We start from the raw sequence: 24685 nt of genomic DNA, 5'->3' as shown, positions 1-24685 counted from the left end.
TGATGACCGTCCTGACTTTCCCAGGGGTCTCCAGGAATCCCTCAACCAAGCTGTCCACGACGGCGTCCCGCGCCCGGTCCTGGACGGTCCCCGCTGTGGCGGCGATCGTTGCCCTCCTGATGCAGCTGGTTGTGATGCCCGCGGCCGCGAACGCGGCCGGATCCACTGCGGGTGCCACCGCCCAGTCCGTCCCAGCGAATCAGGGTATGGCGTTGCCGATGGCGATGACCACCGGTCAGGTGTGCGCACCGGGCACCTTCTACGCGATCAGTAGAAGCGGTGGGATCTACCGTAATCACGTAAATTCCAGCAACAACCCGGTGCTGGACTACCAGATGGCAAACACCACTGCCATACGCAACAATGCGAACGCGCTGGGCGTGAGCAGCCAGACGGGGATCCTGTATTTCACCGATCTTTTCTCCAACGGACCCACGGGACCTTCATCCGTCAACATCTATGCCTACGATCCCAAACCGACCACTCCCGGGGCCCCTGTTCTTGTCAAGACAAATGTCGATACCTCGCTGGTCGGTGACGGTGTAGTGGCCGGTGCGGTCAACCCGGCCGACGGCGCGTACTACTTCGGCGGTTACCAGGACATTCCTGTTGCCGGAAGCAACCCGCAGCGGTGGACGGTTAACCTGTACATCTGGCGCTACGATCCGGTGTCCGGGTCTGTGGCCCTTGTGGTCAACGGCCTTCAGGTTTCCTCGAACGCCTATCTGGGTTACAACTTCAACCCCGCAACGAACTCCTGGGACCCCGTCCCGGCCACACGCAACGGCGACTTTGCGTTTGACAGCCAAGGCAATCTCTACACCATCCTTTCCCAGGTCGACAACGCACAAACGGCATATCCGGGAACGGCACAGATCCTCACCATTACCGGCGTGGGTGCAACTCCGGGTGGCACGCTGGCCAACTCCTCCGGAAGCATCCTGGTTGGCAATGCCACCAATGATCCTGGTTACAACGGCATCGCCTTCGACTCCAATGGTTCTCTCATCATTGAGAGCTACAACATCGGCACGAGTACCAACGTCACTGTCTATGACCCCAACACATTCCAGCCATTGGGGACCAGGACAGCACTGGGCTACGCCAGCGGTATTGATCTGGCCTCGTGCCAGCCGGCTCCACCGCATGTGCTTTTGCAGAAGGACATCGCCGGAGGCAGGGTCAGTCCCAACGATCAGTTCAATCTGTCCATCAAACGAGGTGACACCGCGGCCAATGGGGCCGTCCTGGGAACCACCACCACTACCGGCGGTGCGTCCGGGCTGCAGCCCAACCAAGTGGGTCCTGCCGCCGTGCTGGCCCAGACGGCCGGGGTCTACTACACCTTCTCCGAAAGCCAGACCACGGCCACCGGCGGTTACACCACCACCTGGAAATGCTGGAACACACCGGACCTCACCGCGGCACCCTTCAAGAGCGGCACAGGAACCTCGTTCAACGTCAACAGCACCGACATTCCGATTTCCACGGGCACCGTCTCCACAGAAGTGACCTGCCGATTCGTCAACACGGCACTCTTGCCCAATCTGGTGGTTTCCAAGAGTGTGGATCCAGTGGCCGGGACCATGGTCCAGCCGGGCCAGGTGCTCACGTACACGTTGACCTTCGACAACACTTCCGGTACCGCCCCGGCTCCCGTGGCTTATACCGACTGGCTCGGGGACGTATTGGATGACTCGACCCTCGTGGGCGGCTCCATCGCGTCCACCACTACGGGCGGGACTGCCCTGGTGGTGGCCAACAATGCGGGTGCGGCACCGCCGACCCTCGGGATCACGGGCACGGTCGCCGCGGGCGCGAAGAGCGTTGTGAGCTATCAGGTGAAGGTCAAGAACCTCGGCAGCCTGGGCAACGCTTCGGTTGCGAACTACCTGACGCCCGCGACCATCACAACACCGCCAGCCACCTGCCCTGCCGGGAGCACGACGTGCACGGTCAATCCCGTGGGCTCGTGGACTCTGGCCAAGACGGCGTCCCCGGCGTCCGGGACCGCGATCAACCCGGGCGATCCCGGCCCGGCCAGAACCATCACCTACACGGTGACCGCCACCAACTCCACCCCCAACGCCATCACTGGTGTCATCCTCACCGATGACCTCAGCCAGGTACTCAACAACGCCGTATTCACGCCAGGCTCCGCGAAGCTGAGCATCAACGGCGGCGCCCCGGTTGCCGTGGCGGATCCCGGCGCCAACAGCAAGCTCGCCACACCGGCGTTCACGCTTCCGGGCAACGGAACGGCTGTCCTGACGTATTCGGTGACCGTGAACTCCACGGCGTGGCTGGTCACCTTGAAGAACGGGGCCACCGGCAACGGGCTCATTCCCCCGGTACGGTGCGTCACCGGCAGCGCAGCACCACTGGACCCTGCTTGTGTCACCACGCACCCCACCACCGGGCACCTGTTCGTGCAAAAGACAGGTCCGGGCCCAACCCAGGGTTCCACCGCCCCGCTGACCGGCTCGACCTTCGAGATCCACAACGATGCCGCCGGGCAAATGGGGACCACGGTGACCGGTGTGAGCAGCCCGGTGACCGGATCCCCCGGGCTCATCGAGGTCCAGAACCTGGCCGCGGGAACCTACTGGCTGCTGGAGACCAAGGCACCGAACGGCTACTCGCTCCTGGCCACGGGCGTGAAATTCACCCTTGCGGCCAACGGCGCCATCACCCTGGATCCGGCCACCGCAGGAACGTCCGTGACCGTCAGCGGATCGACGATCACGGTCCTGGACGCCGCGGCAGTCAAGCTTCCCACCGCCGGCGGACCGGGTACCGCCGGTCTCTGGGGGATTCCTGTTCTCGGGATTCTCCTCCTCATGATTTCGCTCGCACTCATCGCACACCGGCGAGCGGACAGAACCCCACGAACCAAGCGATTGCTGAGCGCAGCTCCGCGCATTTCCTTGGGGACAACTAAGAAAAGGAAAACGATGAAATCATCGAAGGTAAGACGGGGCATACTGGCCACCCTGGCCGCAATCGCCTCAGCAAGCATGCTCGCCCTCGGGGCCGGGGGCGCCTATGCCGCGAACATTGCAAACATCGACGCGACCAAGACCGCTACGCTGACCATCCACAAATACCAGACCCCGGCCACGCCAACGAACCTGCCCAACAACGGAACGGCCCTGACCCCTGCCCAGCTGTCGGGCCTAACACCGATGGCCGGAGTCACGTTCTCGGTTCAGAAGGTCAATAACATTGACCTCACCACCAATGCGGGCTGGACTGCCGCGGCGGCCCTGACCCCGGCACAAGCCGCCGCGCAGGCTGCCGCCGGTACCGCCGTGACCACGGACGCGACAGGAACGGCCGCTCTGGCGAACCTGCCCCTGGGCTTGTACCTCGTCACCGAGACCGGTTACCCGGCCGGTGTCACGCCGTCTGCCCCGTTCCTCGTCACGCTCCCCATGACGGACCCGGTCAACGAGAACAACTGGATGTACAGCGTTAACGTCTACCCGAAGAACGCCGTGACCGGCGCGACGAAGACCGTCACGGACGCCCCCGCGATCAAGCTCGGGGACAACGTCCAGTGGACCATCACCGGTGACATCCCCAACGTCAACCCCATCGACGGGTACCGGATCGTTGATCAGCTCGACACCAAGCTGAGCTACGCTAGCTCGACCGTGGCGCTTTCCAACGGTGCAGCCCTGACACTGAACACGGACTACACCGTCGTCTTCGATGCGGCCACGAACAAGCTCACGGTCGACTTCACCGCCAGCGGCCGGGCCATCCTTGCCGCCAGCCCCACAGCCAAGGTTGTGGTGACCGTGAACACCATCGTCAACGCGGTGGGCCAGATCTCGAACACGGCTGCCGTCTACCCGAACGCCGCCAGCTTCACCATCACCCCGGGCCAGCCCGGCGGCCCCGTCGTGACTCCCCCGGTGATCACCAAGTGGGGCGACATTGTCCTGCACAAACAGGACTCGAAGACCTCGGCTGCCCTGGCAGGGGCCGTGTTCTCCGTCTACCCGACCCAGGCTGATGCCTTGGCCGGCACCAACGCGATCACGATCTCGGGTACCAGTTCCTGGACCACCGATGCCAGCGGCAACCTGGTGATCTCCGGGTTGCGTTACTCCAACTGGGCCAACGGCGCAGCCGTGAGCCCGGGCCAGCCCGGTTACCAGGCGTACTGGCTCGTGGAAACCAAGGCCCCGGCCGGGTATGAACTGCTCGCCCAGCCGGTCCAGACCACGGTCACCAGCTCCGACCCCGCCGTCGTTACTGTCACCGTCACCAACGTCCCGCACAACGCCGGATTCCAGCTGCCGCTCACCGGCGGCCCCGGAACCCTCGCGCTCACCGCAGGTGGCGTCCTGGCCCTGGCTGGTGCAGGTCTTCTGATGGTTACGAGCCGCCGCAAGCGCAACGAAGCCGAAAAGACCACGTCCCTGTGATCTGAACCCTTTGCTGAGCGGTATGGGGCATCCTTCCTCTGGGTGCCCCATACCCGTTCCGCCTTCAAGCAAGAGAGCGCACCATGGCTGAAACCCTCGACGAACTCATGGGGGGTTCCGAATCCAGTTCACAAGACCCTTCGCCGCGGCGCCGGAGCCGGACCCGCGGAACTGCACCAACGCGTAACAGCAGCCGATCCGGTCTGGCCGGCCGCAGGCTCGTCACGATGATGGTCATCGCAGCCATTGGATGGGGTCTGGTCCTCTACCCGCAGGCGGCGGACTGGTTCAGCTCCATTGACCACAACACCAAGCTTTCCGGCTACGCCCAGGACGTCCAGCAACTCGAACCCAACGCCCGGACCAAAATTCTGGATAAGGCACGCGATTACAACTCCCGTATCCCCGCCGGCCAGCTTCGCGACCCCTACTCCGCCCAAACCCCCACCACAGCCTTGGAGGGGCAGCTGAAGGACTACGAGAGCCAGCTGAATGTTGCCAACGACGACGTGATCGGCAGACTTCGCTACCCCTCACTCAAGATCGACCTGCCGATTTTCCACGGGACCAGCGACGACGTCCTGGCCAAGGGAGTGGGCCACCTCTACGGATCTTCCCTGCCCGTCGGGGGTCCGGGCACACACAGTGTCCTGACATCACATTCCGGAATCCCCAACGCCGAACTCTTCAACCCACTCCACCAGGCCAAAATAGGCGATATCTTCTCCACCGAGGTGATGGACCATACGTTCCTTTACAGGGTGGACAAGATCGAGGTCGTGAAACCGGACGACATCACCTCCCTGAAAGTCGTTCTGGGCAAGGACCTCATCACCCTCATCACGTGCACACCCATCGGAGTGAACTCCCACCGGCTCCTCGTCCACGCCACCCGTATCGCGGACATCCCCAAAGACGCGCCGGAACAGGAAACCCTCGCAGGACACCAAACCAGCATCGGATTCCCGTTCTGGGTCGCGTATTTCATCGGCGGCCTGGCGGCCTTTTTCCTGACGGCCGTCTTTTGGGACCGACGGCGGCGCAAGGCATGACCCCGAGTCCCCAAGCTGAGCGAATAGTTATTGAAGCTGCGTCACGATTCGCAGGCATTGTCCACTACATAGCTATGGTCAAGAACTTCAACGCTTTCAGGATCGGTAATGGCGCCTAATACCGCTTCTTCAAAGACCGGTGCTCTCAGCGACGGTCAACTCATCGCCATGGTCCGTGAAGGTGGCTTGAAAGCCTACGACGGGCTCTACGCCCGGCACGCCTCCATCGCTTCCACCGTGGCCCGCAAGAACCTCGACAACCCCAGCGACGCAGACGACGTCGTCGCCGAAGCGTTCGCGTCGGTGCTGCAAAGCCTGGCCGCGGGCAAAGGGCAAGAGCAGTTTTTCCGAGCGTACTTGTTGTCAACTGTCACTCGGCTTGCCCACCACAGGAACCGCAAAAGCGGGCGTACCCTGCCTACTAGCGAAGAGACCATTCTCGACCACAAGATGACACCGGACGATCCCGCGATCCAGGCCTTCCGAATCACAAACAATTGCCCGCGCGTTCCGCGCATTGCCGGAACGGTGGCAATCGGCACTCTGGTACCTGGACGTCGAACGGATGAAACCGGCCGAAGTCGCTCCCATCCTGGGCCTCAAACCCAATGCCGTCTCCGGCCTTGGGATGCGGGCACGGGAGGGACTGCGCAGGCAATACCTGCAAATGCACGTCAAAGAGACCCCAGAGGATGACTGCACGGAGTTCGTCTCCCAGCTCGGATCCTACGTGCGCGGTGGTCTGTCCAAAACGGCTGAGGCAAAAGTCCGGGACCACCTGGACAGCTGCGCGAAGTGCACAGCCATCCTCCTCGAACTCAATGACGTCCAAGGAGCCATGCGGGCCGTGCTCCTGCCATTGATCACCGGGGTCCCCTTGGCTGCCTGGGCAGGGCGCGCCTCGGGACTCGGCGTCGTGGGGCAAATCCCCGGAACATCGACTACCTCAGGTTTCGCCGGGATCTCCCCAGCCGTGTTGATGCCCCTGACAGTAGCCATCGGGCTGGGACTGGTAGCGGGAACAATCGGCCTGGCGGTTGCCTTATCCGGCGCCCCTGACCCCGGCGCTTATCACGCGATCGTGACCCAAAGCACTCAACCGGCACTCCCATCATCAGTCCCGGCTACCCACGCGCCCCCAGCGACCACCGCAACGACACCCGCGCCGCTGCCGGTTCCTGCCGGCCCAACAGCGCACGCTACGCCGGCGACCCAGAAACCTCCCGTCGCAGCACAAGCCTTGACCCCGCAGCCCGTACCGAGTCCCGTTCCACACACTCCTGCGGCTCCGTTACCTTCGCCCACACCGACCCCGACGCCCGCCCCGACACTGGCCCAAGTCAGCGGTACCGCGAGCAGGACCGATTCCGGCACAGACCCGACGACGGCGACCGTAGAGGTCATCTTCACCCTGTCCCGTACGGACGGCCCCGGGACAACCACAGCTGACTTTTCAATCGATAACAACGCCTGGATTGACGGTACGTCAGTTTCCGCCCCCGCCGGTTGGAACTGCACGGCAAAACCCGCCGATCCGGCCAACCTCAGCTGCATCACGAACTCTGCACAAGCCGGAGATCTGAAGTTCAGCCTCAAACTCAACACCAGTCACACATGGGAAGAGACCACCTTCACGTACGCCCTGAGCGGCCCCCGGATCGCCGCCAATTCCTTCCATCTCCGCCTCTGACGACCGCTTTCCCAGCAAACGGGTCCGTCATATGTGAGCGGGCGTGAGGGTAGCTGGGCGTATATGCTCGATTTTGCCGGCTCCGCGACTGCGGGCGGTGTTCGGTCTCGCGAAAAGGAACCACATGGCTCACGCTGAAAACGAAGTCTCGATCAACCGCCCCGCAAACGATGTCTACGCCTTTTTGGCCGACGGGCTGAACAATAAGTTGTGGCGTCCGGCAGTCCGGAGTGTCGCCCTCGCAAGTGGCGAGTCGGGTACCCAAGGAGCTGTCTACTCCCAGACTTTGGCCGGTCCCGGCGGCCGCACGATCGCTGGCGACTACGAGATCACCGCAGCCCAGCCGGGCAAGCGCCTCGATTTCCAGGTGACCGCCGGGCCCGCTCGACCCACAGGTTCCTTCACTCTGAACGAGAACGACGGCAGCACAACGGTGCGCTTCGCGTTGGATCTTCAGCCAAAGGGCTTCATGAAGCTCATGAGCTCGATGATCACGAAGACCATGCAGTCGGAGGTCGGGCAGCTCGCACAGCTGAAGACGGTGATTGAGGCGCAGCCGGCCTGACCCTCGCGCCAAAACTCCTCAGCCCGCAGAAGCCTCGAACACGCTTCGGAAGATTTCCGTGGTCTCCGTGCTGAACAGCACAAATTCCACGAGTTCCAGCCCGCTGGACTTTTCCGCGCCAAACCGGCGGACGGCGTCGAGCGCTACAGTGGCGACCTCGCGCGCATCCCAGCCGTAGACCCCCGCGCCGATCGCGGGGAAGGCAACGGACCTGGCCCCGAGCGATACCGCCACCTTAAGGCTCTCGCGGAAACACGAAGCCAGCAGTTCAGGATCGCGCTGGCCGGCGTGCCGGTTGGGACCAACGGTGTGGATCACCCATCGCGAAGGCAATGAGAACCCGGGTGTGGCAACGGCTTGGCCCACCGGCAAGCCGTCTGGATACTGCTGCTCGCGGACTTCCATGCACGCCGTCAGAAGCTCCCGACCGGCGGCGCGGTGGATGGCGCCGTCGACTCCGCCGCCGCCCATCAAAGATGAGTTGGCTGCGTTGACAATCGCGTCGACGTCGCGTGTAGTGATGTCGCCTTGGAGGATTTCCAGCTGCATGGCGCCAGTCTTGCACGACACTCCGGCGAACGCACCAACGTGGGGTACTTTGTGCCCATGGACATCACCACCGCCGAAGGCTGGGGAGCCGCGATCTATGTCTGGATTGTCCCCATGGTGGTGGGCGACGCAATCTTCCCCCCCATCCCCTCCGAGATGCTGGTCATCACGGGTGGCGCCCTGGCGGCGGAGGGCAAGGTCAACTTTTGGCTGGTGGGTTTGTTGGCCGCCGTCGCCTCTTGGCTGGGCGACCTCCTCGTCTTCCAGCTCTTCAAGCGCCGGCTGTCGCACGTTCTGGACCGCTGGGTCTGGGGACAGAGGGTCCATCAGGGCATCCACCGGACTATCGCCAAAGCCGGCCGCTCGTCCACCTACGGCGCGATCATCGGCGCACGGTTCATCCCGGGTGGCCGCGTTGCCGCGTCCGCGGCCGCCGGGATCGCCGAGGTTTCCTCACGGGGCTTCAGTCTGTGCGCCGGCTTGGGCGGGCTATTGTGGGCAACTTGGCAAGCCGGGCTTGGCTACTTTGCCGGCTCGACGACGAAGCTTCCGTTCTGGGCGAGCTCACTGATCGGCGTCGGCGTGGGGCTGCTGATCGGCGTCGTGGTCGGTGTGATTGTCACACGCCGCCGGGGCGACCGCTCGCCCGTCGACGGGCCCAGCGAGCCGCCGCACCTATGACTGTTTTCGGTTTTCGCTCTGGAACCTCAGACCGGCGACCATTTCCCCCGCATACGGCGGAGCACGTAGAGGTTCCCGGTCAGCGCAACGCGTTCGACGGCGTCGCGCATCATTGCTGCCGACGTGCGGGCATCGCTGTTCTCGCCCGGGTAGTCGCGTGCCTCAACAAGGAAGCGCAGGCTGATCTGCGGGACCCCGCCAACGATGTCCAACTGATTGGACTCAACGTGGTGCCGCGTTTCCAACGCCTCGACCGCAGCCGCCATCACTGACTCCGGCGGATGGCCCGGCTTAAGCCCGGTGATCTTCAACTTGGTCTGGAACGACGGCATCCCTCAACCCTAAACGCTCACTCACTTATGCGGCTTGCCGGACCAACGCTCTTCGATGTGCGCCCATTTCCAGATGCCCAACGCAAGAATCCAGGTCACAACGAACAGTGCAACGATCACGTACCCGACAGCGTTGAGGTCCAAGCCTCCGACGGCGGCCAACGGGCCCGTGCTGATCCCTGTCTTTTGAACGAGGATCGAAAGCAGCTCGACGGAACCGATTCCCAACGCCACCGCGACGGACAATCCGGTAATCACGATGTTGTAATAGACCCGGCGGACCGGCCGCGACAACGCCCACCCGTAAGCGAAGTTCATCAGAACACCGTCGATCGAGTCCAGCAAGCTCATTCCAGCGGCAAACAGGACGGGCAACGTCATGATCGCGTACCACGGAAGAGCAGAGGCTGCGGCGCCACCCGCCAGAATCAGCAGGCTGACTTCCGTGGCCGTATCGAATCCCAGACCGAACAGCAATCCCACACCGTAGACCTGCCAAGGCCGGCTGATCAGCCGCGTGACCCGGCGGTACACCCTGTTCAACAGTCCACCGCCGGCAGACAATTCTTGTTCAAGTTCGACGGCGCTGTACTCACCGCGGCGCATGCGTCGGACCGACTTGATGATCCCCAGGGAGTACACCGAGATTCACGATGCCGATGATGTAAAGGAAGATCCCCGAAACGGTTGTGCCAAGCAGGCCCATGAGGGAGTGGAGTTCCATGCCGCCTGCCGTGGCGGTGTCCGCTAGGTTTCGGATACCGGCCGCCAACAATGCGCACATGGCGAAGACAATGCTCGAATGTCCCAGGGAAAACCAGAATCCAACGGACATCCGCCGCCGGCCATCGTTGCAGAGTTTCCGAGTGATGTTGTCGATCGCCGCAATGTGGTCGGCGTCGAAGGCGTGGCGCAGTCCGAGGGTATACGCAGCGATCCCGAGGCCCACCCCGAACGCGCCTGCAGGAATACCGTGGGCGCTGCCGGGTGCCGTCACGCCTGCCAAAACACCCCACCCCGCGACGTGGAGGAGCAAGATAAAAACGGCCATGCCGCCGATCGAGGCCCATTCCTGTCCGCTCAGGCCGCGGCGGAACCCCTCCATCCGGGAGGGGCGCGCAGCCGCCGTTTGCTTCATGGTTCGAGCCTCGGGTCCCACGTCAATGTTTCACGTCAATGGAGGTGCCGGATTAACTGCCCGCTGGAGAATCCCGAAATTGAATTTCTCCATGTGAATCCCTCTATCTAGCGGAAGTATACGCCGGAGTCAAGTTAGGTGGTTGCGCTTTGTCCGGAGCAAGCCTATCTTGGCAACAAGGAGTGCCAGCATGCACGAACTCTCAATCACGCAGAGCCTTGTTGACGCCGTTCTGGACCGTACCGGAGAGCGGACGGTCACCGTTGTGAATCTTCGAATCGGACCGCTTTCCGGCGTACTAGCGGACGCTATGCGCTTTTGCTTCGACATTGTTTCCGCCGATACCCCGCTTGCCGGAGCGCAACTGCGGATCGATGAACCGCGAGGCTTGGCGCATTGCAAGAAATGCGGCGAGCAATTTGAACTGACTGACCTGATCATGCTCTGTCCATGCGGAAGCGCCGACGTCGAAGTGCTGAGCGGACGTGAACTCATGGTGCTGTCTGTGGAGGTGGCTTGAGGAATGTGTACTACATGCGGATGCGGCGACGAGACGAATACCAGGGTCTCCACCCTTGATGGGCTTGAACCCACGATCGAGCACGAGCACCCGCACGAGCACCCCCACGACCACCCGCATGAGCACCCCCACGAGCACGACCACCACCCCGTAACCATCACGCTGGAGCAAAACCTCCTCGCCAAGAACGACCTTCTGGCGGCCGGGAACCGGGGCTGGCTGGCTGGCCGGGGAATACGGGCGCTGAATGTCATGAGTTCCCCGGGTGCCGGCAAGACCACGCTCCTGGTCCGCACACTCAGGGACCTTGGCGATCAGCTCCAGGCCGGCGTCATCGAAGGGGACCAGGAAACATCCCTGGACGCAGACCGCATCCGGGCTGTTGGCCGTCCGGTCATCCAGATCAACACGGGAGCCGGCTGCCATCTCGACGCCGATATGCTCCAGCGCGGGCTCGATGCCCTCGATCCGCAGCCAGGCTCGACGGTCTTCGTTGAGAACGTCGGCAACCTGGTGTGCCCGGCCCTCTTTGACCTTGGTGAAAGCGCCAAAGTCGTCGTCATTTCAGTCACGGAAGGTGATGATAAACCGCAGAAATACCCCCACATGTTCATGGCGGCGGATCTGGTGATCGTCAACAAATCGGACCTGCTCCCTTACGTCGAGTTCGACGTTGTCGATTGCTTGCGGCGCATCCGGCAGGTCAACCCGCACGCCGAATTCCTGGTCCTCTCCGCCACCACGGGTGACGGCCTTGCCGCTTGGTATGACTGGCTCGACCGCTCCACATCCCGGTCAGATTCTTTGACCGAATCTCTATCAGACGCACATTGAGCCCGGTTCGGGCGCTGAAAGAGGCAACGATGCCTACTGAAACTTCCCTCAAGGCCGAAGAAGCCCTCATCCACGTGTTGTGGATCAACGCCGGACTCAGTTGCGACGGCGATTCGGTCGCCCTGACGGCCGCCACCCAGCCGAGCGTCGAGGAGATCGCGCTCGGCGCACTGCCCGGCCTGCCGCGCATCGCCATGCACTGGCCCCTGATCGATTTCGAGTGCGGCCCCCAAGAAGGCGCCGATGATTTCCTTGAGTGGTTCCGCAAAGCTGACCGCGGCGAGCTGGAGCCTTTTGTCCTCGTGGTGGAGGGTTCCATCCCCAATGAAAAACTGCACGACGACGGCGGCTACTGGTGCGGGTTCGGAAACGACGTCAATACCGGCCAACCAATAACGACGAGTGAGTGGTTGGACCGCCTCGCGCCGAAAGCCACCGCGATCATCGCCGCAGGAACATGCGCAACGTACGGCGGCATCCATGCCATGGCGGGCAACCCGACAGGCGCCATGGGAGTCCCTGACTATCTGGGCTACGACTGGAAGTCCAAAGCCGGTATTCCGATCGTCTGCGTTCCGGGATGCCCCATCCAGCCGGACAACCTCTCCGAGACAATCACCTACCTGCTGTACCAGGCCACTGGACAGGCCCCCATGATTCCGTTGGATGACGCGCTGCGGCCAACCTGGCTCTTCGGCAAGACGGTCCATGAAGGCTGCGACCGGGCCGGCTACTACGAACAAGGCGACTTCGCCACCGAGTACGGCTCTCCCAAGTGCATCGTCAAACTCGGATGCTGGGGCCCCGTGGTCAAGTGCAACGTGCCCAAGCGCGGCTGGATTAACGGAATCGGCGGCTGCCCGAATGTCGGCGGCATCTGCATCGGCTGCACCATGCCGGGCTTCCCGGACAAGTTCATGCCCTTCATGGACGAACCTCCAGGCGGCAAGCTTTCCACCACGAGCATCAAGCCCTATGGAACCGCTATCAGGGCACTCCGGCACATCACCACCCACACCCTGGACCAGGAGCCCAAGTGGCGCAGGCCCGGACGCGAACTCCTTACCGGCGCGAAGCGCACTTGGTAGAAATCCCAACTTCCAGACAGGCGAAGCACAATGACCTCCACTATTCCCATGAATTCCGGGAGCGAAACGGGTAACAACAATCTGGTGGAGATGAACTGGGATCCCATCACCAGGATCGTCGGCAGCCTCGGCATCTACACCAAGATCGATTTCGCGAACAACCAGGTTGTGGAATGCAAGAGCACGTCCTCGATCTTCCGGGGCTACTCGATCTTCATGAAGGGCAAGGACCCCCGGGACGCCCATTTCATCACCAGCCGCATCTGTGGAATCTGCGGCGACAACCACGCCACGTGTTCCTGCTACGCCCAGAACATGGCGTATGGCGTGAAGCCGCCGAACCTGGGTGAGTGGATCGTGAACCTCGGTGAAGCCGCCGAGTACATGTTCGACCACAACATCTTCCAGGAGAACCTGGTTGGCGTGGACTACTGCGAAAAGATGGTGTCCGAAACCAACCCCGGCGTGTTGGCCAAGGCCGAGAACACGCGGGCACCGCACGAGGCCGAACACGGCTACCGCACTATCGCCGACATCATGCGCTCCCTCAACCCGTTCACCGGCGAGTTTTATCGCGAGGCGCTGCAGGTCAGCCGGGCCACCCGCGAGATGTTCTGCCTGATGGAAGGCCGCCACGTCCACCCCTCAACGCTGTACCCCGGCGGTGTGGGAACGGTGGCCACCATCCAGCTGATGACGGACTACATCACACGGCTCATGCGCTACGTCGAGTTCATGAAAAAGGTCGTCCCTATGCATGACGATCTGTTCGATTTCTTCTACGAAGCGCTTCCCGGCTACGAACAAGTGGGCCTACGCCGCACCCTCCTAGGCTGCTGGGGCTCCCTCCAGGATCCGGATTACTGCAATTTCGAATACAAGGACATGACGCAGTGGGGCCGGAAGATGTTCGTCACCCCCGGAGTCGTCGTAGACGGAAAACTGGTCACCACAGACCTGGTACGCATCAACCTGGGCATCCGGATCATGCTTGGTTCGTCGTACTACGAGGACTGGGAAGATCAGGAAATGTTCGTCACCCACGATCCCCTGGGCAACCCTGTGGACCGCCGCCACCCGTGGAACCAGCACACTAACCCGAGGCCGCAGAAACGGGATCTCTCCGAAAAATACAGCTGGGTCATGTCACCGCGGTGGTTCGACGGCCAGGACAACCTGGCACTGGACACAGGCGGTGGGCCGTTGGCCCGCCTCTGGGCAACGGCGTTGGCCGGACTGGTGGATATCGGCTACATCAAATCCACTGGAAAGAGCGTGCAAATCAACCTGCCCAAGACAGCACTGAAGGGTCCCGTGTCCTTCGAGTGGAACATTCCACAATGGAGCAACACCATTGAACGCAACCGGGCCCGGACCTACTTCCAGGCCTATGCCGCCGCAGCGGCGCTGCACTTTGCAGAAAAGGCACTGGAGGAAATCCGGGCCGGCCGGACCAAGACCTGGGAATCCTTCACGGTCCCGGACGAAGTCATCAGTTGCGGTTTCACCGAGGCGGTCCGGGGTGTCCTGTCCCACCACATGGTGATCCGCGACGGCAAGATCGCCAACTATCACCCGTATCCGCCGACTCCTTGGAATGCCAGCCCCACGGATTCCTCAGGGACCGCCGGACCGTACGAGGATGCCGTTCAAGGACAACCGATCTTCGAAGAAAACGACCGGGAGCACTTCAAAGGAATCGACATCATGCGGACGGTGCGCAGCTTCGACCCCTGCCTGCCTTGCGGTGTCCACATGTATCTGGGCAACGGACAGACCTTGGACAAGCTGCACTCCCCCACCCAGACCTTGACCGGAGAGTAAGGACGCCATGCACGGCGGGGACCGGGCGCAGCAGGCGGGCGAGCGAATCAGCACCCTCCTCGACGCCCTCGGCGCCGGCGGAGCGGTAGCCCGCGGACGCGCCGAGGACCTCGTTCGGGAGGTGACTGATCTTTACGGCGCAGGACTTGAGCGGATTCTGGAAATCCTCGATGACCGGGAAAAGCTCGACGGCGACACGTTGGGTGCGCTCGCCGCGGACGATCTCGTCTCGGGGCTTCTGATCATCCACGGGTTGCACCCCCAGGGCCTGGATCAACGGGTGGCGGCGGCGCTCGACAGCGTGAGGCCCTACCTCGGGTCCCACGGCGGCGACGTGGAATTGTTGGATATCAGCCCGGAGGGCGTCGTGCGGCTCAAGCTGCTCGGCACCTGCCAGGGCTGCCCGTCGTCGTCGGTCACGCTCAAGTACGCCGTCGAGGAGGCGATCGAATCGACAGCCCCCGAAGTGACCTCCATCGAAGTGGTCGAAGAGGAGAAGCACGCCGCCACGCCAGCACTTATCCCTGTGGAGGCACTATTGGTCCGGGTCAACCATCAGGGCGGCGGACGGCACGGCTCCGGTTCGTGGGAGCCGGTACCCGAGATCGCCGGCCTCGAGCCCGGCGAAGTCGCGGGATTCCTGGTGGGCGACTACCCGGTCCTGGCCTGCCGGACGGGCCAGGACGTCTACGCATACCGGGATTATTGCCCGCGATGCATGGGTCCCATGACTGGAGCGGCCCTCCAGCGCGCGCTCGCGGCACCCACCGGCGGCGGACTGCTGCGCTGCCCCACCTGCCGTGGCCACTTCGACGTCCGGAGGGCGGGTGCTTGCCTTGAAGACAAGGCCCTGCACCTGGATCCCCTGCCGCTGCTGATCCGCGACGGCGTGATGTCCATCGCGGTTCCCGCAACCTCCGGGCAAGGCGGCTGACGTGGCGGGGACTGGTGCGGAGGGCTTGCCGATTGCCTTGTTGCGGAGGATCGCTTCTGTCAGGCCGGCTCCGGCCGCTGGCGAGCGCTGCGAGATGTGCGGGGAACCCATCCCCGATGAGCACCAGCATGTGGTGGATATCGAGAGCCACGCCATGATGTGCACGTGCCGGCCCTGTTACCTTCTCTTCACCGATAGCACCGCCCATTTGCGCTACCGCTCCGTTCCGGACAGGTACCTCTCCTTCCCCGATTTCGAGCTCGGTCCGGGCCAGTGGGATGAGCTGGAGATTCCCGTGGGCCTGGCCTTCTTCTTCCGGAGTTCCAAGCTTGACCGGACAGTCGCGTTCTACCCCGGTCCAGCCGGCGCCACGGAATCCGAGCTTCCCCTCGTCGCTTGGGACGCAGCACTGGCGCGCAATCCCGCGCTATCCGTGGCGGCTCCAGACACCGAGGCCCTCCTGATCCGTGGCCCGGGTCCCGACCGTCTCCAGGCCGACTGCCATCTGGTTCCGGTGGACGCCTGTTACGAGCTGGTGGGACACTTGCGTCGGGTCTGGCGAGGGTTCGACGGCGGACAAGAGGCCCGCGGTCAGCTCACCGAATTCTTCGAAAAAGTCAGCCGCCGCAGCAAACCCGTCTACGAGGACAACCGCGGGCACGACGGCGGCAGCGTGTCCGTGCCGGGAGTACGCGGTGCGTCTGGAGTGCTTGGAGTGCCTGGAGGCCAACCATGACGGCACTCAACTTCGCCGTCGTCGACCTTCAGCCCGAGCCCTACGCCGCCGCTCCGCAGCTGACGGCCAGGCTGCGGGTGACCGAGTCCAGCGGGGCAGACGTGCACGCCATCGCGCTGCGCTGCCAGGTCCGCATCCTCCCCCAGCGCCGCGGCTACGCCCCGGAGGAGGAACCGGGCCTGCTTGACCTGTTCGGCGAGCGCGGCCGGTGGCCCACCACGCTGAAGTCGTTCCTCTGGCTGCAGTGCAGCATCATGGTTCAGGGCTTCACCGGTGCCACCGACGTCGACCTCGCCCTTCCCTGCACTTTTGACTTCGAGGTGGCTGCGGCGAAGTACCTCCATGCATTGCGCGACGGCGAGATCCCCCTGGAGTTCCTCTTCTCCGGCACCGTGTTCACCAAAGGACAGACCGGATTCGGGGTGGAGCAAGTGCCCTGGGATCTTGAGGCCTCTTACCGGCTTCCGGTGGCCGTCTGGCGTCAGTTGGTGAACCTGTATTTCCCCAACGCGGGGTGGATTCGCTTGGACCGCGATGTGCTGGCAGCCTTGTCGCAATACAAATCGGCGCGGGGATTGACGTCCTGGGACGCAACCGTGGAGTCGTTGCTTTCCGACACCGCGGCGGTGGCGGGAGAACCGTTGCCATGAATATGAGCCTGAGCCTTGCCCGCGCGGTTGCGGGCGCCGTCCTCTACGAGGGTTATTTGCTGTACCCGTACCGCGCTTCGTCGCAGAAAAACCAGTCGCGCTGGCAGTTCGGGATCCTGGGGCCGCCGGGAGCGGCTCTGGACGGCACGGGGGAAGAACCAAACATGTTCGCCGATTGCCTCCTCGCCCCGGGCCCGCAGGCTGAAGTGGAAATCCATCTTCGGTTCCTGCAACTTCAGTCCCGCACCGCGGAAAGAGCCGACGACGGCGGCGGGTTCACTCCTGTGGATGAGCTCAGTTTCGGGGCCAAGCGTTGGTTGAGTTGGGACGAGGCGATTGAGCAGGAGGTCACGTTCGGGCCGTTCTCCGTCGCCGATTTGGCGGCCAGAGACGGGTCGATGGTTCTGCCCGTCGAGATTCCCTCCGGGACCGACGTCGAGGGCTTGGGGGCCGGCGCCGAGGGCTCGACGGCGGACGCACAGTTGGCCGGGCGCCTGGTGCGTCGCCGCCACGAGCTCCGGGGCGAAGTGCGCCTGGAGGCAAACGCCGTCGGAAGCGGTCTTGTGCGGTTGCGGGTGACCGCGGCGAACACGGCCGGCACGCTGCCTGAGCCGAGAGGCAAGCAGGAAGCCATTGCCAGTTCGTTCATCGGAACGCACCTGCTTTTGGGCGTCCGCGATGGAGATTTCGTGTCGCTGCTTGAGCCGCCAGAGGAGGCGCGGCTGGCTGCACAATCGTGCGTCCAGCGCCGTTGCTGGCCCGTGCTTGCGGGTCCGGAAGGGCAACGTGATGTGCTACTGGTCTCGCCAATCATTCTGTATGACCACCCCGCGGTGGCGGCTGAGAGTTCGGTGGCCCTCTACGACTCCACGGAAATCGACGAAATCCTGACCCTGCGGGTGCTGACGCTCACCGAAGAAGAGAAAGCGGAGGCCAGGGCGACGGACCCGCGCGCGGCGGCGATCATCGACCGTTGTGAAGCCATGTCTCCTGAAGAACTGCAGCAGCTCCACGGGATCCTGCGCAATCCCCATTCCTTGGATTCGCTGGATTCGCTTGATTCTCCGGCTTCCGCGGCTGGGCCGTCTCCTGACGAACCGCTCTTCGACTGGCCAGCGGTCGATACGTTACTTACTCCCGGTGCTGGCGAGGACCTTCCCTGGTGGGCGCCGGAGGCGGAGGCAAGCGTGCAGCCGAGCGCGGACGCCGTCGTTATCAATGGCGTTCCGGTGGCGCGCGGCAGCCGGGTGAGGGTCAATCCCCGGAGGCGGGCCGATGCGCAAGACCTGTTCTTCGCGGGCCAGACGGGCAGGGTCACCAGCGTCCATTTTGACGTCGACGGCAGCACCCACGTTGGCTTGGTGCTCGAACAGGACCCGGCGGCCGACCTCCATGAAGGCTATGGCAGGTCCTTCTACTACGCGCCGGACGAGCTGGAACCGCTGGAGCCGCTGGAACCGCTTGGACCGCGTCAACCGCTGCCGCCCGGCAACGATCCCAAAACGCAGGAGGGAAAGGAAGGTCCGTGATGAGGGCTATAGGAATGGTCGCCGTCTGGATGTTGGCGCTTGTGGGCCTCGGCGCCGTGTACGTCGGGCTGCGTTCAATCCCGGATATCCAGCGATACATGAAGGTGCGGAGGATGTGAACTCCGGGGTCGAGCCTATTGAATCGCCTGCAGGTTTTGGGCAGGCCGCAGCCCGGGTCTTGGTAGCCGGCGTGGGCAACATTTTCCTGCGCGACGACGGTTTCGGCCCCGAGGTGGCCCGGCGCCTGGCGGGTGATTCCCGACTGTCGGCGTCGGGCGTTTTGGCGGCGGGCGACTTGGCGGCGGGCGTTTCGTCGGCTGATGTTTCGTCGGCTGGTGCTTCGTCGGCGGGCGTCCGCGTGGTGGACTACGGCATCCGGGGGATGCATCTGGCCTATGACTTGCTCGACGGCGTGGATGTCCTGGTCCTCGTGGACGCCGTGCCATCCGCCGATGCTGACGCGGCCGCGGGCAGCCTCAGGGTGATGCGAATCCGGCAGGAAGACTTGGACCTCGACGCCGCGTTGGACCCGCACGGCATGAATCCCGCGGCTGTGCTGGGGCGCCTTCGCACGCTCGGCGGCGAGCTGCCGACCACTTACGTCGTGGGCTGTGTGCCCGCAGATGTGAGCGAGGGAATCGGTTTGTCGGATCCGGTGACCGCAGCGGTGCCCGGGGCCGTTGCCGCCGTCGTATCCCTTCTGACCGGCCACACACTCGACAACCCATCCGTAACGGCCTAAAGGAGTACCCATCATGTGCCTAGGAATACCGGGCCAGGTCATCGAACTCATTGAGGGCTACGGCAACCAGCTTGCCCTTGTTGATGTGGCCGGAGTGCAACGGAAAATCAACATCGGGCTCTTGGACGAAGGCCCCCTTGAGCCCGGCACCTGGGTCCTTATCCATATGGGGTTCGCCCTGGAGCGAGTCGACGCCGACGGCGCGGAGCGGGCTATGAGCGGTCTGGAGTTGATGGGCCAACCACGGGAAAGCGAGGGTGGGGCGGGTTAACCGCCGTCGTCGTTTGACCAACGTTACCGCTCGACGGGCTAAGCAGTCCCAACCCCACCGGTCCTCTCCATGGGTGCAGTTCTGGGTGAGTACTACCTAGAGAAACAATGGCGGGAACTACGGTTTCGTCGGTAACAGTGCAGTTGCTCCTTCTGTCGCACGCACCCAGGCTGACAACGTCACAGACCGTAGTTCGACGAGATCCAATATTTGAGTTAGCTCGTCGTTGAGGTTCCGACTAAAGATGGGTTCGTGATGGGCCATCCGGTTGCGGAGGAGACGGATTACCTCGAGATCGGAGTAGATTCGGGACCGCAATTGGGCGGCGTCCGTGACTGAGGAATGAGGAAACAGGCCAAGAATCTGATGATTCCAGAGGCGGCCGTCAAACCGCCCTGTGAACATCTTCTGCCAGAAAACGAACTTCAACTCGGCTACGACTTTGCCAGTCGTCGGCTGTCTTCTTCGCACGTCAACCAACTCCTGACGTGCATTGAACCCTCGCGGAGCCACCGGCAGGCTCCTTTCGAATGTCTGGTTCCACGGCCAACTGGAACCGTAAACAGCTTCGATTCCTTCAGAGACTGCATTCCTCGTTGACACTTCAGCAAAATGCATCGGGAACATCAACGCGGCCGCCATCTTCGCGTTCCATTCATACAAGCGGACGGCTCGATCGGGGTTGCTACATGCCGCTCGCTCGTATGTCATCATGCGCGGTTGAGATAGCACTGCCTGCATGGTTGCAAGACCCGGCGTCTTTGCGGAAGTCATATGGACAACGTACTATGGGTGACACGAGCTGTAGGACTTGCGGGCGAAAGCCTCCCCCTATGGACAAATGAATTTGGAAAGGACTCGCCGGACGGCGAGTCCTTTCTTTTTGGGCCGAACTATGGACCCGTTTGCGTTCAGCATCTAGTGTTCGAGCGCGATCGCCGCACCACGGTGTTCGACGCCGGTGTTGGCGATCTTGAGGTGGCGAACCGTAAAGTGCTTCAGCTGCTGGAGTTGGTGCGGGGTGAGCCGGTCGCACACCCAATCCCAGTGCAGCGAGACGGTGTCGCCGACGCTCAGTCCAGCCACGAACCCGGTTCCATTGACGGCAAATTTTGCTGACTCCACCACGGGCTCTCCGACGCCGAGCGCCACCCCGTCCCATACCAGCGGCCTCGAGCTGACCACGGCTTCGTCGCCGGTGACGGCCAAGACCTCACCCCACCGGATGCGGCACCGGTCGAGCACGTTCAGAGCGGTTGCGTAGCGGCGCTCGTCACGGAGCAGTCCCAGCCAGGGATAAATCTCGAACACATGGAAGCTGTGATGAGGTACTCCGCCAGCCAGGACACCTTCCACCAGATGCGAAAACTGCAGGCCGGTCCGGGCACGGAACCGGTCTTCCATGGAATTGCCAATGTTCGTCATCCCCACGGTATCCAACAAACTATTGCCCACCCAGTACGCCTCAACGACGCGGGCATCGAGCGGATCAGCAATCCCCGTGGCACCCGCGATGAGCTCAAGGTAAGGCCATGCCCCCGCGAAACCCTTGGCGAGTTGCCGCAGTCCTTGATCGGTCACGCCGGATTGGCCGTAGTGGAGCAGCGCATCACTGTCCGGCGGCCCGCAACTGCCCCGGGCATTCGGCGGGTAAGCGTAGCGGACGAACAACTGCGCACCATCGATGATCATCGCGTGGCCACCTTCTACAAGGGTTCCTTGAAAGTAACACCGGGCCGGAGCATGGACAAGGGTCCGTTGACTCAGCGGAGATGCGCGCAGCCGTATTCGAAGAATCATGTGGGAAGGCCCGCGCAGTGAATGCTTTTGGACCCAAAATTCCCCTGGATCTAATATTGTCGGTGCCTCCTGCGATGCTGTGGGTATGGATCGAAGGACAGCGTGGAGCGCGGGCTGGAGTACAGCTTGGAGTGCGGAAATCAGCGCGGCCGTGGAGGCCGTTGCTACGTCCGTTGCTGTGCTTGCCGCGTTCACAGGCACCGGCGCGGACCATTGTGATCTGCCCGGCCTGGATTCGGTGCAGGAGACCGGTTCCTCCCAAGATTCAGGTTCCTTCGAAGCGACAGATTCCGTCCAAGATTCAGGTTCCTTCGAGGAGTCAGGTTCTTTCCAGGTGTCCGATCCGTTGCGGCGTCTGGCCGATGATTGCCTGGACGGCCTCGCCGAAGTCGCCCGGCTGGAGGCCCGGACCGCGGCACTGAAGGCGAGGCTCGCCGCGGAATACGTTCAGGCCGCCACGGCCCTGGCCGCCCCGGTGGCCTCACCGCAGGAAAGCACCGCCCGGGAACTTGCCCTGGTCGCCGAGGTCGCCTGTGTCCTGACCGTCAGCGAACGGACCGCGGGGGCCTTCCTGTCCGAGGCCCGGACACTGAGCACGGTCCTGCCGTTGACCCTGGCCGCCCTTCAATCCGGGAGGATCTCCTGGCAGCACGCCCGGATCATTGTGGACGAAACCGGCAGCCCTGGATCCGGCCGGGGCAGCCGCCCTGGAAGCGCACTTCCTGGACCCGGGCGCCCCGGACCCGGCCCGCGGCTGCCACGCCGGGGACCTGGTCCCGTCCCGGTTCCGGGCCAAGGCACGCACATGGCGCGAACGCCACCACCGGCTCAGCATCGAAGAACGCCACACCAAAAGCGCCGCGGACCGGCGGGTCGAGTGCGTCCCGGACCGGGACGCCATGGCATGGCTCTCCATCTACCTCCCGGCAGCCACCGCGACGGGGATCTGGAACCGGGCCACCACGGCCGCCCGCGCCCTGCAACGCCCGGACGAGCCCCGCACCCTGGCCCAGCTCCGCGCCGACATCACCGCCACCTGGCTCCTCACCAACCACGTGGCCAGCCACACCACCGGCGCCATGCCCGACGGCGACGGCGACCTGCCCCACGGCGACGGCGGCTCGCCCGACTGCACCGGCGCGGGCGTGGCCGCGCGTGTTCCGTCTCCGCGGGCGCAGGTCCTGATCACCGTCCCGGTCCTGTCGCTGCTGGGCGTCACGGAGGAACCGGCCATGCTGGACGGGTACGGGCCGATCCCGCCCTCGGCGGCCCGGGCCCTGATCGCCGACGGCGCCGATTCCTTTCACCGTGTTTTGACGGACCCCCGGGACGGGGCCCCGCTGGAAATCGGGCGGACCAGCTACCGTGTCACGAAGGCCATGCGTCAATGGCTCCGGCTCCGGGACGGCAAATGCTCCTTCCCCGGTTGCAACAACCACTCCCTGGACAACGAAGCAGACCACCTCCTGGCCTGGCCGACAGAGGCACCACCGGCATCAACAACCTCGGCCAGCTCTGCCCCAAACACCACCGCCTCAAACACCGGACCGGATGGACACCCACCCCAGCCGGCAAAGACAACCCCCCGGGGTGGACATCACCGGCACAACGGCACTACCCCGGCGAACACCAAGACTGGGAACCACCCCACTGGCCACCGCATTGGCCACCGGATTGGCCAGAGCATTTCGCGACCACCCACACACCCGGCGACCAAGACCTGCCCCCGGACCCCTTCCCCGAATGGGCATCATTCACTGCCGCACATCCATGGCCCGCACCCGACGCCGACGATCCTGGCTGGTCCGCGCCCGACGCCGACGATCCCGGCTGGTCCGTGCCCCTGAACGGCCCAATCTCCGAATACGCCGTGCACCAAGGCGTCTGAACACACGGCAACTTCACACAGGGCGCACGGGGATCGTGCCATGGCCCTTTGAGGGGATTTCAGGTCCATGGCGGCGGCAAAATCGTTGACAGCCACACCCTACGAGCGGATGCTGTGAAGACCGATGCACCGAGGGATCAAACCATGGGAACCTCTGAGCTAGACCGTCGTACGGCCCTCCAGATCTTTGTGGCTGGAGGCACCGTGACCTTCCTTGCCGGGTGCGGCGGTTCAGCCGGCTCCGCGTCGCCGTCCTCCGCTTCTGCGCTGCCGTCAGGGTCCGCCGCGCCGTCCAAGGCAAGCATCAGCGTGACCGACCAGCGCGGCAAGACGGCGACGTTCGCCCGTCCCGTGACGCGCGTGGTGACTATCCCGATGCCGGCGGCATCGCTTCTTGTCGCGGTGGACCAAAGCCCGGATCACCTGGCCGCCATGCACAACGTTTCGTGGGTGGCGATGCGCGACGGTGTCATGGGGAGTATGTTTCCCCGGGCCCTGGACATCCCGCACGACATCGCTGCACAGGATTTCACGCCCAACGTGGAGAGCGTCCGCGCCTTGAACCCCGACGTCGTGATCCAGTGGTCCGATGCGCAGCTCGTCGAGCCCCTCGAAAAAGCCGGGCTCACGGTCATCGGCCTGAAAAACACGGGCACCCAGCAGGATGTGGACGCCTGGATCACGATGTTTGCGGCAATGCTGGGAAAACCTGAGCGTGCCACAGAGATCAAGGCCCGGAGCGATCAGGAATCGGCCGCCATCAAGTCTCAGGCGGCCGCCCGAAGCGGCAAAGGCCCCAGCGTCCTGTACTTCAACCGGTTCTCGGGAGGCCTCAAAGTTGCGGGCGCCACCAGCTATAACGACTTCTACATCAAGCTCATAGGGGCCACAAATCCTGCCACGGGCAAGGATCCGCTGCCCGGCTCAGGGATGGTGGGCCTGGACGTGGAACAAGTTCTCAAATGGGATCCCGAGGTCATCCTGCTGGGCAACTTCGACAACGCGATGCCCCAAGACATCTACTCGAACCCCGTTTGGCAGAACGTTTCCGCAGTGCGCTCCCGCCGGGTCTATAAGGTCCCGCTCGGCGGGTATCGCTGGGATCCGCCGGGGCAGGAATCGCCGCTCATGTGGCACTGGCTCGCAGACATCGCCTTCCCGCAGGACAAGTCGCCGCTGCGGAGCAAAGTCAGCGAGTACTTCCGTTTCCTCTACAACCACGAGCCCACTCCCGACGAACTCAACAAGATCCTGTGGACTACCTCTAACAACGCGTCCGCGAACTACCAGCAATTCAATGCTTGATGAAACCAGCCCTCCCCGCCTGCAGCACGACGAACTCAAGCGGCGCGGCCTGAACCGCCGCGGCTTAGGCGGCTTGCGCCGTCGTCGGCTCTCGACGGAAGGGACCGGGCAGGGATCACGC

25 protein-coding genes and 1 pseudogene are annotated in these 24685 nt (G+C 63.5%); 19 read left to right on the top strand and 7 right to left on the bottom strand.

All coding sequences use genetic code 11. The annotated features are described in order from the left end of the window. The first annotated feature begins 2 nt into the window (after window positions 1-2). Window positions 3-4436: a SpaH/EbpB family LPXTG-anchored major pilin gene (locus ACF0H6_RS15650; RefSeq protein WP_395250497.1), complete on the top strand. Its 4434-nt coding sequence runs from the start codon at window positions 3-5 to the stop codon at window positions 4434-4436. Between the two features lie 83 nt (window positions 4437-4519). Beyond that, on the top strand, window positions 4520-5488 hold the full coding sequence (locus ACF0H6_RS15645) for a class C sortase (protein WP_395250496.1): 969 nt from the start codon (window positions 4520-4522) through the stop codon (window positions 5486-5488). A 129-nt stretch (window positions 5489-5617) separates the two neighbouring features. Here ACF0H6_RS15645 and ACF0H6_RS15640 read toward each other — a convergent pair whose 3' ends face one another. After that, entirely contained in the window at window positions 5618-5824 is a 207-nt protein-coding gene (locus ACF0H6_RS15640; RefSeq protein WP_395251380.1) for a hypothetical protein, read from the bottom strand. Here ACF0H6_RS15640 and ACF0H6_RS15635 point away from each other — a divergent pair. The 3 genes from ACF0H6_RS15635 to ACF0H6_RS15625 all read left to right on the top strand — a co-directional run bounded on the left by ACF0H6_RS15635 (window position 5726) and on the right by ACF0H6_RS15625 (window position 7743). Next, on the top strand, window positions 5726-6184 hold the full coding sequence (locus ACF0H6_RS15635) for an RNA polymerase sigma factor (RefSeq protein WP_395251327.1): 459 nt from the start codon (window positions 5726-5728) through the stop codon (window positions 6182-6184). The genes ACF0H6_RS15640 and ACF0H6_RS15635 overlap by 99 nt on opposite strands. Beyond that, complete coding sequence (locus ACF0H6_RS15630; RefSeq protein ID WP_395250495.1) at window positions 6117-7178, top strand: zf-HC2 domain-containing protein; 1062 nt, start codon at window positions 6117-6119, stop codon at window positions 7176-7178. The genes ACF0H6_RS15635 and ACF0H6_RS15630 overlap by 68 nt, the downstream gene beginning before the upstream one ends. 124 nt (window positions 7179-7302) lie before the next feature. Then, on the top strand, window positions 7303-7743 hold the full coding sequence (locus tag ACF0H6_RS15625; protein ID WP_395250494.1) for an SRPBCC family protein: 441 nt from the start codon (window positions 7303-7305) through the stop codon (window positions 7741-7743). Between the two features lie 18 nt (window positions 7744-7761). Here the strand turns inward: ACF0H6_RS15625 and ACF0H6_RS15620 are convergent, their stop codons facing one another. Next, a complete protein-coding gene (locus tag ACF0H6_RS15620) occupies window positions 7762-8292 on the bottom strand; it encodes an O-acetyl-ADP-ribose deacetylase (protein ID WP_395250493.1) in 531 nt (176 codons plus the stop codon). A gap of 57 nt (window positions 8293-8349) precedes the next feature. On the opposite strand from ACF0H6_RS15620, the gene ACF0H6_RS15615 reads away from it, so the two are divergent. Then, window positions 8350-8973: a DedA family protein gene (locus ACF0H6_RS15615; protein WP_395250492.1), complete on the top strand. Its 624-nt coding sequence runs from the start codon at window positions 8350-8352 to the stop codon at window positions 8971-8973. 26 nt (window positions 8974-8999) lie between these two features. Here ACF0H6_RS15615 and ACF0H6_RS15610 read toward each other — a convergent pair whose 3' ends face one another. From ACF0H6_RS15610 to ACF0H6_RS15600, 3 genes are read right to left on the bottom strand one after another with little or no spacing between them, the layout of a single operon-like run. Then, complete coding sequence (locus ACF0H6_RS15610) at window positions 9000-9305, bottom strand: hypothetical protein (protein WP_395250491.1); 306 nt, start codon at window positions 9303-9305, stop codon at window positions 9000-9002. Window positions 9306-9326: 21 nt separating this feature from the next. After that, a complete protein-coding gene (locus ACF0H6_RS15605) occupies window positions 9327-9947 on the bottom strand; it encodes a HoxN/HupN/NixA family nickel/cobalt transporter (RefSeq protein ID WP_395250490.1) in 621 nt (206 codons plus the stop codon). Continuing rightward, window positions 9898-10443 carry a hypothetical protein gene (locus tag ACF0H6_RS15600; RefSeq protein WP_395250489.1) on the bottom strand — a complete coding sequence of 182 codons (546 nt, stop codon included), beginning with the start codon at window positions 10441-10443 and terminating at the stop codon, window positions 9898-9900. The genes ACF0H6_RS15605 and ACF0H6_RS15600 overlap by 50 nt, the downstream gene beginning before the upstream one ends. A gap of 190 nt (window positions 10444-10633) precedes the next feature. On the opposite strand from ACF0H6_RS15600, the gene ACF0H6_RS15595 reads away from it, so the two are divergent. From ACF0H6_RS15595 to ACF0H6_RS15545, 11 genes are read left to right on the top strand one after another with little or no spacing between them, the layout of a single operon-like run. Continuing rightward, a complete protein-coding gene (locus tag ACF0H6_RS15595) occupies window positions 10634-10963 on the top strand; it encodes a hydrogenase maturation nickel metallochaperone HypA (RefSeq protein ID WP_395250488.1) in 330 nt (109 codons plus the stop codon). 3 nt (window positions 10964-10966) lie between these two features. Beyond that, entirely contained in the window at window positions 10967-11797 is an 831-nt protein-coding gene (hypB, locus tag ACF0H6_RS15590) for a hydrogenase nickel incorporation protein HypB (RefSeq protein WP_395250487.1), read from the top strand. 29 nt (window positions 11798-11826) lie between these two features. Beyond that, complete coding sequence (locus tag ACF0H6_RS15585) at window positions 11827-12885, top strand: hydrogenase expression protein HypE (protein WP_395250486.1); 1059 nt, start codon at window positions 11827-11829, stop codon at window positions 12883-12885. A gap of 30 nt (window positions 12886-12915) precedes the next feature. Then, on the top strand, window positions 12916-14709 hold the full coding sequence (locus ACF0H6_RS15580; protein ID WP_395250485.1) for a nickel-dependent hydrogenase large subunit: 1794 nt from the start codon (window positions 12916-12918) through the stop codon (window positions 14707-14709). 7 nt (window positions 14710-14716) lie between these two features. Further along, a complete protein-coding gene (locus tag ACF0H6_RS15575) occupies window positions 14717-15643 on the top strand; it encodes a NifU family protein (RefSeq protein ID WP_395250484.1) in 927 nt (308 codons plus the stop codon). Window position 15644: 1 nt separating this feature from the next. Further along, complete coding sequence (locus ACF0H6_RS15570) at window positions 15645-16379, top strand: DUF5947 family protein (RefSeq protein WP_395250483.1); 735 nt, start codon at window positions 15645-15647, stop codon at window positions 16377-16379. Next, a complete protein-coding gene (locus tag ACF0H6_RS15565; RefSeq protein WP_395250482.1) occupies window positions 16376-17029 on the top strand; it encodes a DUF6084 family protein in 654 nt (217 codons plus the stop codon). Before ACF0H6_RS15570 ends, ACF0H6_RS15565 begins: the two co-directional genes overlap by 4 nt. After that, entirely contained in the window at window positions 17026-18558 is a 1533-nt protein-coding gene (locus ACF0H6_RS15560; RefSeq protein WP_395250481.1) for a hypothetical protein, read from the top strand. The genes ACF0H6_RS15565 and ACF0H6_RS15560 overlap by 4 nt, the downstream gene beginning before the upstream one ends. Continuing rightward, the gene (locus ACF0H6_RS15555) at window positions 18558-18677 is read left to right on the top strand and encodes a DUF6893 family small protein (RefSeq protein ID WP_395250480.1); all 120 of its coding nucleotides are present in this window, start codon (window positions 18558-18560) and stop codon (window positions 18675-18677) included. The genes ACF0H6_RS15560 and ACF0H6_RS15555 overlap by 1 nt, the downstream gene beginning before the upstream one ends. Next, window positions 18674-19300 carry a hydrogenase maturation protease gene (locus ACF0H6_RS15550; RefSeq protein ID WP_395250479.1) on the top strand — a complete coding sequence of 209 codons (627 nt, stop codon included), beginning with the start codon at window positions 18674-18676 and terminating at the stop codon, window positions 19298-19300. The genes ACF0H6_RS15555 and ACF0H6_RS15550 overlap by 4 nt, the downstream gene beginning before the upstream one ends. 13 nt (window positions 19301-19313) lie before the next feature. Continuing rightward, window positions 19314-19571 (top strand): HypC/HybG/HupF family hydrogenase formation chaperone, encoded by a 258-nt coding sequence (locus ACF0H6_RS15545; RefSeq protein WP_395250478.1) that lies wholly within the window; start codon window positions 19314-19316, stop codon window positions 19569-19571. Between the two features lie 117 nt (window positions 19572-19688). On the opposite strand, the gene ACF0H6_RS15540 is transcribed toward ACF0H6_RS15545, so the two are convergent. Further along, the gene (locus ACF0H6_RS15540) at window positions 19689-20345 is read right to left on the bottom strand and encodes a hypothetical protein (RefSeq protein WP_395250477.1); all 657 of its coding nucleotides are present in this window, start codon (window positions 20343-20345) and stop codon (window positions 19689-19691) included. 144 nt (window positions 20346-20489) lie between these two features. Beyond that, the gene (locus ACF0H6_RS15535; protein WP_395250476.1) at window positions 20490-21263 is read right to left on the bottom strand and encodes a DUF6390 family protein; all 774 of its coding nucleotides are present in this window, start codon (window positions 21261-21263) and stop codon (window positions 20490-20492) included. Between the two features lie 193 nt (window positions 21264-21456). Between ACF0H6_RS15535 and ACF0H6_RS15530 the strand changes: the two are divergent. After that, a pseudogene (locus ACF0H6_RS15530) lies at window positions 21457-23259 on the top strand (DUF222 domain-containing protein). Window positions 23260-23403: 144 nt separating this feature from the next. Beyond that, complete coding sequence (locus ACF0H6_RS15525; RefSeq protein ID WP_395250475.1) at window positions 23404-24564, top strand: ABC transporter substrate-binding protein; 1161 nt, start codon at window positions 23404-23406, stop codon at window positions 24562-24564. The last annotated feature ends 121 nt before the right edge of the window (window positions 24565-24685 follow it).

This window comes from Arthrobacter sp. NA-172 (assembly GCF_043952055.1).
In the GTDB taxonomy this organism is placed as follows: domain Bacteria; phylum Actinomycetota; class Actinomycetes; order Actinomycetales; family Micrococcaceae; genus Arthrobacter.
This window is presented reverse-complemented; position numbering and strand designations above follow the sequence as displayed.